Genomic DNA, 16,108 nt, shown 5'->3' with positions numbered 1-16,108 from the left:
GAAGCGATCTAGACCACTTCCGGGGTCGTTGGGAACTCCTGATCTAGGATAGCTCCGCGATCAGCTCTTCCGTCGTCACCTGCCGGCAATAGCCCTTGATGGTGCGCAGCGAGTTGTCGTGTCGCTCCTGGCTGTAGGTGAGGCAGGCATCCGTTACCTGCGTCACCAGATAGCCCAGATCGCAGGCATCGCGAATGGCGCTCTCCACGCACTGATCGGTGATCAGCCCGCAGATGATGAGCTGCTTCACACCCAGATTGCGCAGAATGTAGTCGATATGGGTCGACACAAAGACGGAGGAGGAAGACTTCGGCAGCACGATCTCGTCTTCGCCCGGCGCGATCTCGTCGATCACCTTGCCGTCCCACGAGCCCTTGGGCACATTGAAGCCCGTGATCTTGTAATCGAGGCTGCGGTCGCGACCGTCGAGCGTCAGGCTTTCGATTGTGGTGTACATCACCTCCACGCCGGCCTTGCGGCAGGCCGCCTGCAGCTTCTGCATGCGCGGGATCACCTCACCTTCAAGCCGGTCGAAATACCAGCCATATTTCTCGTTCAGCGTCTTCTCGTTGAGATCGACAAACTCTGCGCCCTTCTTCTTGGCGCTGAAGTTCTGCACATCCACATAGAGGATTGCCGCCTGTGCCGGCTCGATGGGAACGTTGCGCGTGAGTTCCATGTTTATAACTCCGTTGCGAAGCGATGCACGACGGCGGTCAAGAGCTTTGCCCATCCTGCCTGCCCGGCGGCATCTGAAATGAGATCGTTGCGAATTTCAATGAGGCTGTGCGGCAGGCCGCTTTCTTCCCCGTGACGCGGCACGAACCAGTCCGACTCATCATCGATCTGGTAGGGCTCGTTCATGCCAATGGTCAGGTCCGGCGCATTCTCCAGCACGAGTTGTCGCAGGCGCTCGGAGGTCGCTGTGTCCTTGCGATAAAGGAAGCTGATTTCCCAGGGGCGCGGAACACCGTCCTGTAGCTGCGGGTTGAAACTGTGGATCGACAGGATCGCCCGGCAGTGCGGCGCTTCGCGCATCATCGTCACCGCCGCATTGAACGGCTCGAATATCTCCTGCGTGCGGTGGGCGCGCGCATCGTCGCTCAGGGAGCGGTTGCCCGGCACGATCACGCCATCGCTTACCTCCGGCATCGCGTCGGGTGCTTCCGGCGGTCGGTTGCAGTCGATCACCAGCCGGCTGTAGCTCTGAAACACCGCCGGCGCACCCAGCTGTTCGGCCATCAGCCGCGTGACGGCGGCGGCCCCGATGTCCCAGCCGATATGCGCCTCGCGCGCATCGTCCGGAAGACCGAGACCGTTCAGGGCTGCCGGCACAGTCTTGCCCGCATGCTCGCAGACCAGAAGCACCGGAAAGCTGCTTTCCTGATTGATAATGGTGACCGGATCCGGGTCGAGCGGCGACAGAAGCCGACCGCTTTCCCCGACAGATGTGTGAAGGCTCATACTTTCTCCGCCTTGAGGGCTGGCGACGGGATCAGGCCGTTCGGGCGGAAGATCAGCACGAGAACGACCAGGCAAAGGGCGATGGGATCGCGGAATTCCTGCATGCCGGACGGCAGGTAGGCGGCCAGATAGATTTCGATGAAACCGAGCAGGAAGCCGCCGGCCACGGCGCCACGCAGCGAACCGAGCCCGCCAAGAATGGCCGCGATGAAGGCTTTGAGAACCGGCGTGAAGCCCATCAGCGGATCGACAGAGGCACGCTGGCTCACCCAGAGAACCGCGGCAACGCCGGCCAGAAAACCCGACAGCGCGAATGCACCGGCAATCACGGTGTTGGCGCGGATGCCCATGAGGCGCGCGACGGAGAAGTCTTCCGCCGCCGCCCGCATGGCGATGCCGATGCGGTGGTGCTTCATGAAACGGTCGAGGAAGATCAGCATCACGATGGTGGTGACGATGGCCACAATCTTGTTGACCCCGATCACAAGCCCGCCGAAACGCACGCTTTCCGACAGGATTTCCGGCACAAGAACGGCCTGCGAGCGGGCGGAAATGAAGTTCTGGAACAGAACCTGCAGGATCATCGACACCGCAAAACTCGTCACTAGCATGGTCGCGCCGGAGGCGTTTCTGACCGGTCTGAAGGCAATGCGTTCCATGGCGATTGCGGCCAGAACCGCAGCCGCAATGGCAAGCAGTATGGAGAAGGCGAACGGAACGCCGGCAAGGCCGCAGGCCATCAGAATGTAGCCGGCAATCGTCATCAGCTCGCCATGGGCGAAGTTGATCAACCCCATGGTCGAAAAAACCATGGCAAGGCCTAGCGCCAGCAGCGCATAGGTGCCGCCCAGTGCAAACGCATTGACGGTTTGCTGTAGAAACAGATCCATTAATCGGCCCCCAGATAGGCAGCTTGCAGCGTGTCGGAATTGCGCAGTTCGCCGGCCGTGCCGGAAGCCGCGATGCGGCCGCTGGCCATCACGTATCCGCGATCCGCGATTTCGAGCGCCATCGAGACATTCTGTTCGACGACCATCAGCGTCACCCCCTGCTTGCGCAACACGGTGATCAGCTCGAAAACCTGCTCGACGATCTTCGGCGCAAGCCCCAGCGACGGTTCGTCAAGCAGTAGAAGACGCGGATTGCTCATCAACGCGCGGCCAACGGCCAGCATCTGCTGCTGGCCGCCCGAAAGCGTCCCAGCAAACTGCTCACGGCGCTCCCGCAGGATCGGAAACAGGTCGAAGACCCGCTCCCAGGCTGTCTTGATCTCGGCCTTGTCCCGCATCGAATATGCGCCCATGAGCAGGTTTTCCTGCACGCTGAGCGTGCCGAAGACGCGCCGCCCCTCGGGCGACAAGGTCATGCCAAGGGAAGCAAAGCGTTCCGGCGCACTGCCGGTCACGTCCTGCCCCTTGAAGGTGATCCTGCCTGCGCTGGCCGGTGCCAGACCGACCAGCGCATTGAGCGTCGAGGACTTGCCCGCACCATTGGCGCCCAGAAGCGCGATGATTTCGCCTTCACGCACCTCCAGATCGATACCGCGCACCGCCTGCACGGCACCGTATTGAACCTGAAGCGACTGGACTGTCAGTAGCGCAGACACGTCATGACCTCACTGAACGCGGGGTTCGGGAATGAGCGAGGCGTCAGGCGTCGGCTGGCCGATCAGCTCACGCCCGCCATCCTTCACGCGGATCAGGCTCACCTCGCGCAGCGGCATGCCATCCGTGCCCTTGTAGGTGATGGTGCTCGTCGCGCCCCGGACATTTTCCAGATTGGCGATGGCATCGCGCAGCGTCTGCGCATCGGTGGAACCGTCCGCCGCGATCACCGCCGCCTCGATGACCTTGATGAGGTCGTAGCCAACCGCGTTGAACACGGTTTCCGGTGCCTTGCCGTTCACCTCTTCGAACTTCTTGTTGAAGGCTTCGAGCGGGCTGCCCTCGGTCGGGTGACCTGCGGTGGTGAAGACAAGTCCTTCGGCCACAGCACCCAGCGAGAAGGTGGTCGGGCTGTCGATGCCGTCGGAACCGATGATCTGGCTTTCCACACCGGCTGCGCGCAGCGCCTTCAGCATGGAGGGGAAATCCGGCTCATAGGTCGAGGTCATGATCACGTCAGGCTGCGGGTCGAGTGCCGCAATGCGCGTGGCGATGGCAGAGAAATCCTGCTGGCCGATCGTGTGCGTGTCCTCGCCCAGCATCTTGCCGCCAAGCTTCTCGAACACTTCGGCGAAGTAGAGCGGCATGGTCGTGTACTGCGTGTCGGGCGAATAGATGATGTAGGCGCTGCGGTGGCCCTCGTCATAGGCCCATTTGGCCGAAACGGTGGCCTGCACATTGTCGCCGGGGAAGTTGGCGAACATGTAGTCGCCGCCGATCTGCGGCAAGGTGGGTGAGGAGGCGCAGGTGGAGATCGCCGGGATCTGCGCTTCTGTCACAACGCCGATTGCCGCCAGCGCCGGGTCTGCATCGCAGGGCAGCACGATCACGGAAACGCCCTCATCCACCAGTTCCTGGGTGGCGATGGAGGTCTGCGCCGCGTCGGAACGCACATCCTTTTCAAGAAGCTCGATCTTGATCTTGCCGTCGATGCCGCCAGCCTCGTTAATTTCGTCCACGGCGATGTGAATGCCGTCGATCACAGGCGTATCGAAGGGCGCGAGCGCACCGGTCTGTGCGGTTGCGACACCGACGCGCAGCGTTTCTGCCGCAGCCGGAAACGCCATCGCACTGGCGAGAAGCGTGGATATGAGCAATTTGTTCATGTCAGTTCCCTCTTTCTTGTTTGTTCGTTTGTCAGGCGGCCTTGCCCGGCCCGAGATATGCCTCGATGACCGCCGGGTTCTCCCGAATGGCGGCCGGGGCGCCATCCGCGATGAGCTTTCCTTCGTTGAGCACGACAATGCGGTCGCACAATTCGTTGATCAGCTTGAGATCGTGGTCGACAAGCACGACGCCCAGTCCCAGATCGGCCGATAGCACCTTCAGCCGTTCGATCAGATCGTCGGTCTCTTCGCGGTTCATGCCGGCAGCCGGTTCGTCGAGCAGCAGAAGCGTCGGTTCGCAGGCAAGTGCGCGCGCAATCTCCACCCGGCGCTGTTCGCCATAGGACAGCGTGCCCGCATCCTCGCCGGCGCGTTCCTCGATGCCGAGGCGCGCGAGTGCTGCACCGGCCCGCTCCTCCGCATTCTTCCCGCCATGGGTGGAAAGGGCCGCCGCCAGAACGTTCTGATAGACGGTCAGCGTCGGGAACAGACGGATGTTCTGGAATGTACGGGCGATGCCTGCGTCGGCAATCTTCTCCGATGCCACGCCGGTGAGCGATTTCGAGCCCAGCACCACATCGCCTTCGGTCGGCTTCAGCACGCCGGAAATGATGTTCAGAAGCGTTGTTTTTCCCGAACCGTTCGGACCGATGAGGCCCAAAATTTCACCCGGATTGACGGAGATGCTCACATCGTCCACCGCGCGCAGACCGCCAAACTGCATCGACACATGCTCGACCTTCAGCCGGTCGTCGCTCGTGCGCTTGCCAAGCGCGTCGGCCCTGCCGCGCTTCGGCTTGAACGGGAAGACGCGCTCCTCCCATTCCTTGAGCCCCATCACGCCTTCCGACATGCGGAACATGGCAAACAGGATGAGCAGGCCAATACCGATCTGCGTCGTGCCAAACACCGCCGGCAGCTCGAAACCGCCAATGGAAAGACCGCTTTCAAAGCGGCGCAGGATTTCGGTGATCACCGTGATCAGGATGGTGCCGGAGATGGCACCCGTCACGGTGGTCATGCCACCAACGATGAGCATCGCCAGCAGCAGGAACGTGTCGTGGAAATAGAATTTCTTGGGGCTGAACGCGCCCAGAAAATGCGCGATCAGCGCACCTGAAAGCGCCATGATCGCAGCACTCAGAACCCATGAAACAAGGCGTTCGCGCTGCACATTGATGCCGACGGCCTTGGCCGCGATGGCGTTCTCACGGCCCGCCCTCAAGCGCAGGCCGGAAAGCGAATCGCGATACCAGCGCGCCGCGATCAGCGCGATCACGCAGGCTACTGCGGCGATGATCAGCGTCGTGTCGCGTGGCACACCGAAAAAGGACTGCGCGCCGCGCGTCACGTCGCGCCAGCCGATGATCACGCCATGCACGATCACCAGAAGCCCCAGCGTCGCGATGGATGCCGCCGACCCTTCCAGCCTGCCGATGGCAATGCCGATCAGAAGCGCAATCGCCGCCGTGACCAGAACCGCGACGATGATGGCGGGGATGAGCGAGAGCTCGGTGGCCGCAAGCCAGTCCGGCAGCCCGCGCAGCGTCGCCATCTTGAGCCCCGCCGGCAGCGTCAGAAGGCCCGACACATAAGCGCCAATGCCCATGAAGGCCACATGGCCGAAGCTCAGGATACCGCTGTTGCCGCTGTAGACACCAATGCCCGTCACTGCGATGAGCGAGATGAAGAAGACAGTCAGCACGCGCTCGGCAGCGGCACCGAAAAGACCGGCAACGACAACCCCCGCCACCGCCAGAACGATTATGGCGAGAGCGGCTGCAATGAAATGCTGGCGCGATGACGTGAACATGAATTCCCCTTTTGCTCCCCTCCTCTAGCTTTGATATTATTTTTTCATAGTCAACCAGAAATTTTCATATTGACTTATGATTTTCAAAATCGTCTGTTTCGTTGGGAGGGGAATTCGATGCAAGTCAGACAAAGGCTGGAGAACCTGTCGAGCGAGCTCACGGCGACCGAAAGGAAGCTGTGCACCGCGCTGCTGCTCGACTATCCCTATGCGGGTCTCGACACGATCCAGGATCTCGCCAGCAAAACCGGCACCTCATCGCCCTCCATCTCGCGTTTCGTCACCAAGCTCGGCTTTCAGGGCTATCAGGATTTCCAGCGTCATCTGATCGACGAGATACGGCAGGCGAACCGCTCTCCGCTCGATCTCCATGTGGGCGACCGCCCCATTCAGGGAGACTTTCTCGAAGACTTCGTCTCCCGCGCCGTCAACCTTATCTCGGCATCGGCATCCGCAATCACCAGCGCGCAGTTCGAGCGCGTCTGCGATCTTCTTGGCGATGAAAAGCGCAACATCTATTTGATCGGTGGCCGCATAAGCGACGCCATCGCGCTCTATGTCTCGCGCCATCTGCGCCAGGTGCGCAGCGGCGTCTTCCATCTGCCGGCGGACCCCGAAATCTGGCCCGAATACATGCTGCGCATGCGCTCGAAGGACGTGCTGTTCATGGTGGATTATCGCCGCTATCAGCGCAATCTGGCCGAGCTTGCCCGGCGCGCCAAGGCGCAGAGCGGCGTCCAGATCGTTGTCCTGACCGACAAGTGGATGTCGCCCGCCGCAAACCACGCCAACGAGGTCTTCGCCACCCCCATCGAAAGCGGCACCGTCTGGGACAGCTATTCCGGCGCCATGGTGCTGATGGAGGCGATGCTGACCCGCATTGCCGAAACCAACTGGGACAAAACCCGCAAACGCATCGAAGCCTGGGACTCGCTCCGCTTCGATCATGGAGCACGCGACGATGATCAGTAATCCCTTGATGTTTGCCGCCACCTCGGATTTTTCCGGCGTGACGCGCGGCAAGGCCTTTCCATTGAAAGAGATGGAAAAGCGCTTCCGCCAGGGTGTCGGCTGGACGCCCACCAATGTGCAGATCACCTGTTTCGACACGATTGCCGAGAGCCCATTCGGCTCCTTTGGCGATCTGATCCTCGTGCCGGATGCCGACACCGCCGTCACGCTCGATCTTGAAGATGGCGGCCCCGTCGAGCGCTTCGTGCTTGGCGACATCCTCCATCTCGACGGCGATCCGTGGAGCTGCTGCACACGCTCCATTCTGAAAACCGCGCTGAAGCGGCTCGAAGATGTCTCGGGGCTACGCCTCGTCGCCGCCTTCGAGCACGAATTCCAGTCCCGCAATTCCTCGCAGGGTCCCGGTGAGGCCTTCGGCCTTGCGAGCTTCGGCAAGCACCGCGCGTTCGGCGAGACGGTCATGGCCGCGCTTGAAGTGGCCGGTGTGAAGCCGGATACCTTCCTGAAGGAATACGGCACCGACCAGTTCGAGGTCACCAACGGGCCCGATCTCGGCGTCACCGCCGCGGACACCGCCGTCAAGGTGCGTGCGGTCACAAAGCTTGTCGGCGAGCGCATGGGCGAGCCCGTTACCTTCGTGCCGATCCGCGACCCCGCCGGCGTCGGCAATGGCGTCCATGTGCATATGAGCTTCGTCGATGAAAACGGCAAACCCGCCACCTACGACCCCGACGCACCGTGGGGCATGGCTGAAAAAACCGGCTCCTTCATCGCCGGCATCCTGAAATATATGGACAGCATTGTCGCGCTGACCGCACCGTCCGCCATCTCCTACACACGCCTCACGCCGCACCGCTGGAGCGCGGCCTTCAACAATCTGGGCTATCACGACCGCGAGGCCGCCGTGCGCATCTGCCCGGTGACGAGCGCCAGTGCTGAAAGTGCCGCAAAACAGTATAATTTCGAGTATCGCGCAGCCGATGCCACCGCTTCCCCCTATCTGGTTCTCGCAGCGCTTGCCCACGCCGGTGCGCAGGGCATCGAAGAAGGTCTTGCCGCCCCGCAGGTGACGGAAGAAGACCTCTCCGAACTACCCACCGCAACACTCGCCGAGCGCGGCTTGGTACGCCTGCCGCAGTCGCTCGGTGAAGCGCTGGATCGCCTCGAACGAAACCCGCGCGTGGCTGAATGGATCGGCGCGGAAGCGCTCAACGTCTACCTCAAGCACAAGCGCGGCGAGCTTGCCCAGACCGCCGACCTCAGCGAGGCGGAACGCTGCGCGCGCTACGAAGCCGTCTACTGATCAACCGTCCAGGGGGGAGAACCAGCATGTCCGGTCTCTACGAACGCGAAAGCCGCAGCGTTTCCACACTGGCCCATCTGCGCTTCTTTCCGCAGGCGGTGACGGGCGGCAAGGGATCGATGCTGCGCGGCGATGATGGACGCAACCTTCTCGACTTCGCCGCCTCCTGGGGGGCGGCCAGCCTCGGCCACGGCCACCCCGCGCTTGCCGAGGCTGTGAACCGGGCGCTGACCGATCAGGCAGGGGCCAGCTACCTCTCCACCGCCAACGAGCCCAGCGTCCTCCTTGCCGAAAAACTGCTCTCGCTGGTGCCGGAGCGCGCCGCAGGCCGCGTCTGGTTCGGCCATTCCGGCTCGGACGCGAACGAAACCGTCGCCCGTGCCGTTGTTGCGGCAACCGGACGCCCGCGCATCATCTCCTTCAAGGGCGCCTATCATGGCGGCACGGTGGGCTCGGTGGCCATTTCCGGACACCCTGCACAGGGCGGCATCGAAAAGGCCTCCGGCCTCAGCCTTGTCCCCTATCCCGATTCCTATGCTGCTGGCAGCCCGGAAGCCGCATCGAAGGCAGCGCTCGCCCATATCGAAGAGCTCTTCGCCACCTCCGTCTCACCGCAGGACGTGGCGGCCTTCTTCATCGAGCCGATCCAGTCGGATGGCGGAATGCTCGTGCCACCACCGGGCTATTTCAAGGAAGTCGAAGCGCTCTGCCGCAGGTATGGCATTCTGCTTGTCTGTGACGAGGTGAAGGTGGGGCTTGCGCGCACCGGACGCCTTCACGCGTTCGAACACAGCGACATCGAGCCCGACATTGTGGTGTTCGGCAAGGGGCTTGGCGGCGGGCTGCCCATCTCGGCGGTCGTCGGGCCGGAAGCCATCATGAACCACGCCTCGACCTTTTCCTTCCAGACCCTGCATGGCAATCCGGTCTGTGCGTCGGCGGGCCTCGCCTTGCTTGAAACCATCGAGCGCGAAAATCTGGTCGAAAACGCCGCAAAAGTGGGCGACACGATGCTTTCCGCCCTGCGCGTCCTGCAGGCAAAACACCCCCTCATCGGCCATGTGCGCGGCCATGGGCTTGCCATCGGCGTCGAGCTTGTCAGCGACCGCGAAGCCCGCACGCCCGCCATCGAGCAGACGGCGCTCACTGTCTACCGCGCCTTCCAGCTCGGGCTCGTCATCTACTATGTGGGCCTCAATTCCAACGTGCTGGAATTCACCCCGCCCCTGACAATGAGCGAGGACGAAGCCCTTCGCGGGATCGCCATTCTCGATCAGGCCCTGAGCGATGTGGAAGCCGGCAGGGTGGATCCGCAATTGCTGGAGCGCTTTGCCGGCTGGTAGGTTTTCTCAGGACGGCGCTATGGCGGAAATCTGCTCCAGTTCGGCATAGCTGCCGCCGGTGGCTGCAAGCACACGCGCCGGTGCGTGGAAGCCATCGCGCGGGAATGGCAGAACCGTGCCGCCGGCCTCGCTGACAAGGCAATAGCCGGCCATGCAGTCCCAGGCGTTCATGCTCGGCTCCGCATAGCCGACCAGCCGGCCCGCCGCCACATAGGCGAGCATCAGCGCGCCCGAACCGTTGCGGATGAACGTTCCGCCGATCTCGAAGAGGTTTTCCACAATGCGCGCGGCGGCGGCAGGCTCGACGCGGTCATTGGAGCCAAGCCCCACCACGCCGTTGCGAAGATTGAGCTGGTCCGCGACGTGGATCGATTTTCCATTCAGCGTTGCTCCGCCACCGCGTCGGGCGCTGTAGCACTCGTCGAAACAGGGCGCGACGATGACGCCGAGCACCGGTTCGCCATCAATCGCGGCACCGACCGAAACACACCAGTTCGGCATGCCGTTCAGAAAGGCACTGGTGCCGTCAATCGGATCGATCACCCAGGTGAGACCGCTTGTGCCTTCGGTCAGCCCGTATTCCTCGCCAAGCACGCCGTCCGAGCCAAAATGCTTTGCGATCTCGGCGCGGATCAGCTCTTCGACCTTCTTGTCGGCCTCGGAAACCAGATCCTGCGGATTGCGCTTGGTCTCGATCACCAGTTCATCGCGCCGTGTGAAATAGTCGAGGGCGGCTGCCCCCGCAGCCTTTGCCATGGTTTCGGCAAAACCCAGCCGTTCGGCAAGGTCGGTTTCGGAAAGGGACACGCGGTTCTCCTGAATGGTCGTTGTCATGCGGTTATCAAGGCTATGCCGCGATCGCGGAAGCCGATGGAAACATCGGTCGCCGGCGGCAGCGGGTCGGTCGTCGCATTGTCGACGACGAAGATCGTTCCGGTATCGAGTTCCACCTCATATTCGACATGGTCGCCGAGATAGGCGGAGCTCTGGATCCGGCCCGGCAGGCTGGCATCCCCACCCGCTTCAAGGCGGATGGCGTTTGCCCTGACGGCCAGTTTTGCCGGCCCGGGACGTGCCGCCTTGCGTGTCGGCAGCGTGTGTCGCAGGCCGCCCACCTGCACCGTCGCGCGGCCCTCCGCAATGTCCAGCACCTCGCAGGCAAGCACATTGGCCTCGCCCATGAAGTCCGCGATGAATTCGGAGGCCGGTTCCTCATAAAGTTCGCGCGGCGGACCTTCCTGCGCGATGCGCCCGCCCTCCATAACGACGATCCGATCAGAAACGGCCAAAGCTTCTTCCTGATCATGCGTCACATAGACGGCGGTAAAGCCTAGCCGTTGCTGCAGCTCGCGGATTTCGGTACGCACACGGCGGCGCAGCCTCGCGTCGAGATTGGACAAGGGCTCATCCAGCAGAAGCACCTGCGGTTCCAGCACCAGCGCGCGGGCAACGGCAACGCGCTGCTGCTGCCCGCCGGAAAGCTCCGCCGGCAGGCGCGTGCCATATCCTTCGAGCCCCACCAGCGCCAGCCCCGCATGCGCGTTTTCCCGCGCCTCCGCCTTCGACTGGCCGCCCGCCTCCAGCCCGTAGGCCACATTGTCGAGCACGCTCATATGCGGGAACAGCGCATAGGACTGAAACACCATGGCGACATCGCGCTCATTGGCCGGCAGGCGCGTGACATCATGCCCACCGATTTGGATGGTGCCCGCACTTGGCGTCTCCAGCCCGGCCAGCATGCGCAATGTGGTGGTCTTGCCGCAGCCCGAGGGGCCCAGGAGCGTGACCAGCGTGCCTGGCTCGATCTCCAGATCGAGATCGTGGATCGCCGTGAACGAACCGAAATCCTTGCGCACATTGCGAAAACGGACGGAACCGCGTTGCGAATTGCTCATGCCTTTGCCTCCAGACTGGAATGGGCGCGCTTCTTCGCGGCCGGTCGACTGACTGCGTTTTCCCGTCTCAGCCGGCGCTCGCCAACCAGAAGCTGGAACCCGCCTATCACGGTGATCATGACAAGGATGAGAACCGAGGAGTAAGCGATGGCGATGCCGTATTCGCCGTTCTCCACCAGCCCCACGATATAGGCCGTCGCCATGTTGTACTTCGCGCTCACCAGGAAGATGACGGCGCTGATCGAGGTAATGGCCCGCACGAAGGAATAGACCAGTGCCGCCATGATCGCAGGGCGAAGCAGCGGCAGGATCACCCGTCGGATCGTGCGCGGGCTCCCTGCCCCCAGCGTGATGGAGGCCTCGTCGAGGCTCTTGTCGAGCTGGCTCATCGCCGCCACACCACCGCGCACGCCCACCGGCATGTTGCGGAACACGAAGCAGGCAATCAGGATCAGCGCCGTGCCTGTCATTTCGATGGGGGGCAGGTTGAAGGCCATGATGTAGCTGATCCCGATAACCGTTCCGGGGATGGCAAAGCTCATCATCAGCGCGAACTCGAAGGCGTTCCGGCCAAAGAAATTCTGCCGGACAATGAGATAAGCGGTCAACAGCCCCACCGCCGCCGTCAGCGGCGCTGCGATCAGCGCGATTTCCATCGTGGTCCAGAAACTGTCCCAGGCAACGCCGGTCCAGGCCAGCGCCCCCTCGCGCCATTCGACCGAGAAGCCACGCGCATAGTGTTCCAGCGTCAGCGTGTGATCGAGGCCCCAGGTGGTGACGAACCCGCCGAAGATGATCATGCCGTAAACCGCAAGCGTGAAGATGATCCACGGCACCACAACCGCATAAAGAAGTGCGGCGAGCGGTCCCGGCAAGGCGGCGTGTTTGCCTGAATCTCCCTTGCCCGTCACCGTTGCGAAATTGCGCCCTGCAAGCCAGACCCGCTGCAAGAGGAAGGCGGAAAGCGTGAATGTCAGAAGAATGATCGCGAGCACTGCCGCGCGCGACGGATCGGTCTGCGCGCCGACAACCGCAAAGAATATCTCGGTCGACAGAACCCCGTGGCTTCCGCCAAGCACCAACGGATTGCCGAAATCCGCCATGCTTTCGATGAAGCCGATCAGAAAGGCGTTGGCAAGCCCCGGTGCCATCAGCGGCAGAGAGACCTTGCGGAAGGTGCGCCAGCGCCCCGCCCGCAATGTCTGCGAGGCCTCTTCCATGGATGGGCTCACGCCTTCCACCACACCGATGAGAACGAGGAAGGAAATGGGCGTGAAGGAAAGCACCTGCGCGATCCAGATGCCGGTCAGGCCATAAAGCCAGCGGCCGAGCTCTATCCCCGTCAGCGCCTCGATCCACCCGGTCACGAGCCCGGAGCGGCCAAGCATCATGGTCAGCGCAAGGCCGATGACGAAGGGCGGCGTGATGATGGGCAGAATGGTGAGAAGCCTGAGGCCCTTCTTTGCCGGAAAGCCCGTTCGGGTTGCCACCAGCGCGAAGGCGAGGCCAAGCAGCGTCGAGGCGCTTGCCGTCATCACCGCCAGAAAGAGCGTCCGCCAGGCCACACCGCACCGCGCCCCACCGATCACACAGTCCAGACTCCAGATGGCCGGATCCTGAATGTTGCGGATGAAACCGTCCGGATTGAAGGAGCCGTCGAAGTCCTGGAAGGAGCCGGCGAACATCGAAATGATGGGGTAGAAGACGAAGACGCCCACGAGCGCGATCAGAAGGATGATGGAGCCGACCGTGAAGGCGTCGCCCTTCATGGCTCCGCGTTCGGCCAGCCCGTAGGCGATGAAGGCCAGAAAGCCCAGTGAGAGAATGACCGCGCCCGCGCCAAAAGCCGGCTGGCCGGGGTCCAGCGGTCCGAACAGTGCATCGCCGATGCCCCAGGCCCACCCCCAGAAAGTGATGGCAAGCCCCTGCAGGGCCATGAAACCGACCCCGATTGCGCCGATGAGCGCGAGCCGCCCTCCACGCGCATTTCCGGCGGGCATGATAAACCGTGTGGCAATCGCTGCCGCGAACAGGGCGAATGCGATCAAGAGCCAGAAGCGACCAAGAAAGAGCTGCAAAAATCCGGGATAGAGATCCGGTTCGCCTGCCATCTCCCCCACCCATTCAAGGGCGAAGAACCCGCCTTCAACCCTGTACCAGGGCAGAAGGCAAATTGCGGCAAGGCCGAGCCCGAACGTTATGTCGAGCCGACGGTTTTCGCGCGTCATCATGTGCAGTCCTGTGCGTGAGAAGCGCCTCGGGTTCCACCCCAATGGAACCCGAGGCTCCGGAACGCGAGATCAGTTGGCGATGGCGCCAATCTCACGATCCCAGCGCTCAAGCAGCGCCTTTCGCTTTTCCGAGCTGCCATAGGTGGTGAAGTCGTAGTCGATCAGTTTCACCTCATCGAGGCTCGGAGATTCCTCAGGAACCTTAGCCGAAGCATTTGACGGAATCTGGAACGATTTCGCTTCCTTCAGAAGCGATTGCACATCCGCCTTCAGCACCCAGTCATACCAGGTCTTGGCTTCTTCGACGTTGCGGGCGCGCTCGACAATCGACATGGAGCCGATCTCGTAGCCCGTGCCCTCACAGGGCGCGACGACCCCCACCGGGAAGCCTTCGACCGCCTGCGAAACCGCATCATGCATGAAGACGATGCCGATCCCGGTTTCACCGCGCGCCGCAGCCTTCACCGGCGCGGAGCCCGACTTGGTGTATTGCGAGACGTTGTCGTTCATCTTTTTGAGGAATTCGAACGCCTCGTCTTCACCCATAAGCTGCACAAGCGTCGCCAGCGCTGTGTAGGCTGTGCCCGACGAGTTCGGGTTCGCCACCTGGATTTCGCCTTTCAGCGCCGGGTTCAGCAGATCCGCCCAGCATTTCGGCGGCTCGATGCCCTTTCCGGCCAACACCTCCTTGTTGTAGCCCCAGCCGAGTGCGCCGGAATAAACACCAACGGTCTTGTAGTCGGCACTTTCGGCCTGCTTGACCGCCCAGGGCAGAAGCTCATCCAGCATCGGCGACTTGTACGACATGGTCAGCCCGTCGGCCGCTGCCTGAAGATGCGGATCGCCGGTGCCTCCCCACCAGATATCCGTCTTCGGATTGCGCGCTTCCGCGCGAACCTTCGCATAGGCTTCGCCGGACGACAGCCGCACCATGGAAACGTCGATGTCGTGCTGGGCTTCGAACGTTTCGACGAGCAGTTCGCAGATCACCACATCTGCCGAGCAGATAAGGTTCAGTTCAGCCGCATTCGCCACGGCCTGCGACGCCAGAACCGAACCGGCAGCAAGCGCAGCCGTGGCCAGATAATTTTTCCTCATTAAAGCCTCCCTTGGTGCGTATCGATCTTTTTTGCACACGTGTGCAATGTTCATCCGGCTTTGCCCTGCTGTCAACGTGCTTCGTCATAAAAATTTCACTTGAAATTATATTTTGAAACGAATGTTCTATTTTCCTTCCGTGGAGCCGGGTTATAATCCACTCCTTCAAAGCCCGCATTCAGGGCCCGCATTCAGGAGCGAAAGTGCCGGGACGCAAGAACTCTGTCAGCGCAAAGGATGTGGCCGCACGCGCCGGTGTTTCGCGGGCGGCGGTCTCCCGCACGTTCACCCCCGGGGCGAGCGTTTCTAAAGAGACCCGCAGCAAGGTTCTCGAAGCCGCAGAAGCCCTTGGGTATCAGGTCAACCACCTGGCCCGTGGCCTCATCAGCCGGAAGACGGGCATCGTCGCGCTGATCGGGGCTGACCTAGCCACCCCCTATCGCTCCGAGCTGGTGCGCGTTCTTACGGACAGGCTACAGGCCTCCGGGCGCGTGGCAATCCTCATCAACACCGACCGTTCCGACTCGACGGTCGATGTGGCGCTGCAACAGGCGATCCGCTACCGGGCCGAGGCGGCCGTGGTGCTTTCGGGCATGCCGGAAAGCTCGATCAGCGAACTCTGTCATCGGAACGGGTTACGGCTCGTTCTTATCAATCGGGACGATGCTCATACCGGCTCGGTGCAGATCCGCCTCAACGATGCGGAAGCGGCGCGGGTGGCGCTGGCCTCGTTCCTGCGTGCAGGATGTCGCCGCCTTGCTCTTGCCTCGTCACAGGCCGGCACGCCAAGTCTTCTCGATCGGGAGAACGGTTTTCTTGCCGAGGCCGAAAAGCGCGGCCTCCCCGTGCTGTGCGAGCGGCTTGGCCCGACCAGCTATGAAAGCGGCCTCGCTCTTGGGGAACGGCTTCTGATGCGGGCGGAGAGGCCCGACGCGGTGTTCTGCACCACCGATCTCCTTGCATGCGGGGTCATGGATGCCGCCCGACACCGTTTTTCTCTCTCGATCCCGAACGATCTCTCGGTCATCGGGTTCGACGACATTGAGCAGGCCAGTTGGGATGCTTATGCGCTAACGACCTTCCGGCAGCCGGTTGAAGAGATTGGCGCTGCCGCAGTCGACTGGCTTTCCGATGGCGACGCGGCCGATGGACCCCGCATCATCCACCTTACCGCGCCCATGTCCTGGCGGAAATCGGTGCGCGGCAATGGAGAATAGCG

The 16,108-nt window shown here is 62.3% G+C and carries 14 protein-coding genes; 4 read left to right on the top strand and 10 right to left on the bottom strand.

Annotated features, from left to right (window positions below):
* Nucleotides 1–43: 43 nt before the first annotated feature.
* The 6 genes from KUG85_RS07925 to KUG85_RS07900 are packed head-to-tail and all read right to left on the bottom strand — an operon-like array spanning nucleotide 44 to nucleotide 6,047.
* Complete coding sequence (locus KUG85_RS07925) at nucleotides 44–679, bottom strand: isochorismatase family cysteine hydrolase (RefSeq protein ID WP_223004788.1); 636 nt, start codon at nucleotides 677–679, stop codon at nucleotides 44–46.
* Between the two features lie 2 nt (nucleotides 680–681).
* Nucleotides 682–1,464 (bottom strand): N-formylglutamate amidohydrolase, encoded by a 783-nt coding sequence (locus KUG85_RS07920; RefSeq protein WP_223004787.1) that lies wholly within the window; start codon nucleotides 1,462–1,464, stop codon nucleotides 682–684.
* Nucleotides 1,461–2,354 (bottom strand): branched-chain amino acid ABC transporter permease, encoded by an 894-nt coding sequence (locus KUG85_RS07915; protein WP_065816457.1) that lies wholly within the window; start codon nucleotides 2,352–2,354, stop codon nucleotides 1,461–1,463. The genes KUG85_RS07920 and KUG85_RS07915 overlap by 4 nt, the downstream gene beginning before the upstream one ends.
* Nucleotides 2,354–3,070 carry an ABC transporter ATP-binding protein gene (locus tag KUG85_RS07910; protein WP_223004786.1) on the bottom strand — a complete coding sequence of 239 codons (717 nt, stop codon included), beginning with the start codon at nucleotides 3,068–3,070 and terminating at the stop codon, nucleotides 2,354–2,356. The genes KUG85_RS07915 and KUG85_RS07910 overlap by 1 nt, the downstream gene beginning before the upstream one ends.
* 9 nt (nucleotides 3,071–3,079) lie before the next feature.
* Nucleotides 3,080–4,234 carry an ABC transporter substrate-binding protein gene (locus KUG85_RS07905; protein WP_223004785.1) on the bottom strand — a complete coding sequence of 385 codons (1,155 nt, stop codon included), beginning with the start codon at nucleotides 4,232–4,234 and terminating at the stop codon, nucleotides 3,080–3,082.
* 31 nt (nucleotides 4,235–4,265) lie between these two features.
* Nucleotides 4,266–6,047 (bottom strand): branched-chain amino acid ABC transporter ATP-binding protein/permease, encoded by a 1,782-nt coding sequence (locus tag KUG85_RS07900; RefSeq protein ID WP_223004784.1) that lies wholly within the window; start codon nucleotides 6,045–6,047, stop codon nucleotides 4,266–4,268.
* A 117-nt stretch (nucleotides 6,048–6,164) separates the two neighbouring features.
* Here KUG85_RS07900 and KUG85_RS07895 point away from each other — a divergent pair, with 117 nt between their 5' ends.
* From KUG85_RS07895 to KUG85_RS07885, 3 genes are read left to right on the top strand one after another with little or no spacing between them, the layout of a single operon-like run.
* Complete coding sequence (locus KUG85_RS07895) at nucleotides 6,165–7,019, top strand: MurR/RpiR family transcriptional regulator (protein WP_223004783.1); 855 nt, start codon at nucleotides 6,165–6,167, stop codon at nucleotides 7,017–7,019.
* On the top strand, nucleotides 7,009–8,322 hold the full coding sequence (locus KUG85_RS07890) for a glutamine synthetase family protein (protein ID WP_255606301.1): 1,314 nt from the start codon (nucleotides 7,009–7,011) through the stop codon (nucleotides 8,320–8,322). The genes KUG85_RS07895 and KUG85_RS07890 overlap by 11 nt, the downstream gene beginning before the upstream one ends.
* 26 nt (nucleotides 8,323–8,348) lie before the next feature.
* Complete coding sequence (locus KUG85_RS07885; RefSeq protein ID WP_223004781.1) at nucleotides 8,349–9,665, top strand: aspartate aminotransferase family protein; 1,317 nt, start codon at nucleotides 8,349–8,351, stop codon at nucleotides 9,663–9,665.
* A gap of 6 nt (nucleotides 9,666–9,671) precedes the next feature.
* Here the strand turns inward: KUG85_RS07885 and KUG85_RS07880 are convergent, their stop codons facing one another.
* The 4 genes from KUG85_RS07880 to KUG85_RS07865 all read right to left on the bottom strand — a co-directional run bounded on the left by KUG85_RS07880 (nucleotide 9,672) and on the right by KUG85_RS07865 (nucleotide 14,889).
* Entirely contained in the window at nucleotides 9,672–10,499 is an 828-nt protein-coding gene (locus KUG85_RS07880; RefSeq protein ID WP_223004780.1) for an inositol monophosphatase family protein, read from the bottom strand.
* Nucleotides 10,496–11,560, bottom strand: coding sequence for an ABC transporter ATP-binding protein (locus KUG85_RS07875; RefSeq protein ID WP_223004779.1), 1,065 nt, complete (start codon nucleotides 11,558–11,560; stop codon nucleotides 10,496–10,498). The genes KUG85_RS07880 and KUG85_RS07875 overlap by 4 nt, the downstream gene beginning before the upstream one ends.
* Complete coding sequence (locus tag KUG85_RS07870) at nucleotides 11,557–13,788, bottom strand: ABC transporter permease (protein WP_223005224.1); 2,232 nt, start codon at nucleotides 13,786–13,788, stop codon at nucleotides 11,557–11,559. Before KUG85_RS07870 ends, KUG85_RS07875 begins: the two co-directional genes overlap by 4 nt.
* Before the next feature lie 72 nt (nucleotides 13,789–13,860).
* Entirely contained in the window at nucleotides 13,861–14,889 is a 1,029-nt protein-coding gene (locus KUG85_RS07865; RefSeq protein WP_223004778.1) for an ABC transporter substrate-binding protein, read from the bottom strand.
* A 203-nt stretch (nucleotides 14,890–15,092) separates the two neighbouring features.
* On the opposite strand from KUG85_RS07865, the gene KUG85_RS07860 reads away from it, so the two are divergent.
* The gene (locus KUG85_RS07860; protein ID WP_223004777.1) at nucleotides 15,093–16,106 is read left to right on the top strand and encodes a LacI family DNA-binding transcriptional regulator; all 1,014 of its coding nucleotides are present in this window, start codon (nucleotides 15,093–15,095) and stop codon (nucleotides 16,104–16,106) included.
* The last annotated feature ends 2 nt before the right edge of the window (nucleotides 16,107–16,108 follow it).

Origin of the sequence: Nitratireductor rhodophyticola, from assembly GCF_019891355.1 — a bacterium.
In the GTDB taxonomy this organism is placed as follows: Bacteria; Pseudomonadota; Alphaproteobacteria; order Rhizobiales; family Rhizobiaceae; genus Nitratireductor; species Nitratireductor rhodophyticola.
This window is presented reverse-complemented; position numbering and strand designations above follow the sequence as displayed.

Coding starts and splice junctions, on each gene's coding strand:
- KUG85_RS07925 (WP_223004788.1), bottom strand. CDS start 679: ATGGAACTCACGCGCAACGTTCCCATCGAGCCGGCACAGGCGGCAATC.
- KUG85_RS07920 (WP_223004787.1), bottom strand. CDS start 1,464: ATGAGCCTTCACACATCTGTCGGGGAAAGCGGTCGGCTTCTGTCGCCG.
- KUG85_RS07915 (WP_065816457.1), bottom strand. CDS start 2,354: ATGGATCTGTTTCTACAGCAAACCGTCAATGCGTTTGCACTGGGCGGC.
- KUG85_RS07905 (WP_223004785.1), bottom strand. CDS start 4,234: ATGAACAAATTGCTCATATCCACGCTTCTCGCCAGTGCGATGGCGTTT.
- KUG85_RS07900 (WP_223004784.1), bottom strand. CDS start 6,047: ATGTTCACGTCATCGCGCCAGCATTTCATTGCAGCCGCTCTCGCCATA.
- KUG85_RS07895 (WP_223004783.1), top strand. CDS start 6,165: ATGCAAGTCAGACAAAGGCTGGAGAACCTGTCGAGCGAGCTCACGGCG.
- KUG85_RS07890 (WP_255606301.1), top strand. CDS start 7,009: ATGATCAGTAATCCCTTGATGTTTGCCGCCACCTCGGATTTTTCCGGC.
- KUG85_RS07885 (WP_223004781.1), top strand. CDS start 8,349: ATGTCCGGTCTCTACGAACGCGAAAGCCGCAGCGTTTCCACACTGGCC.
- KUG85_RS07880 (WP_223004780.1), bottom strand. CDS start 10,499: ATGACAACGACCATTCAGGAGAACCGCGTGTCCCTTTCCGAAACCGAC.
- KUG85_RS07875 (WP_223004779.1), bottom strand. CDS start 11,560: ATGAGCAATTCGCAACGCGGTTCCGTCCGTTTTCGCAATGTGCGCAAG.
- KUG85_RS07870 (WP_223005224.1), bottom strand. CDS start 13,788: ATGACGCGCGAAAACCGTCGGCTCGACATAACGTTCGGGCTCGGCCTT.
- KUG85_RS07865 (WP_223004778.1), bottom strand. CDS start 14,889: ATGAGGAAAAATTATCTGGCCACGGCTGCGCTTGCTGCCGGTTCGGTT.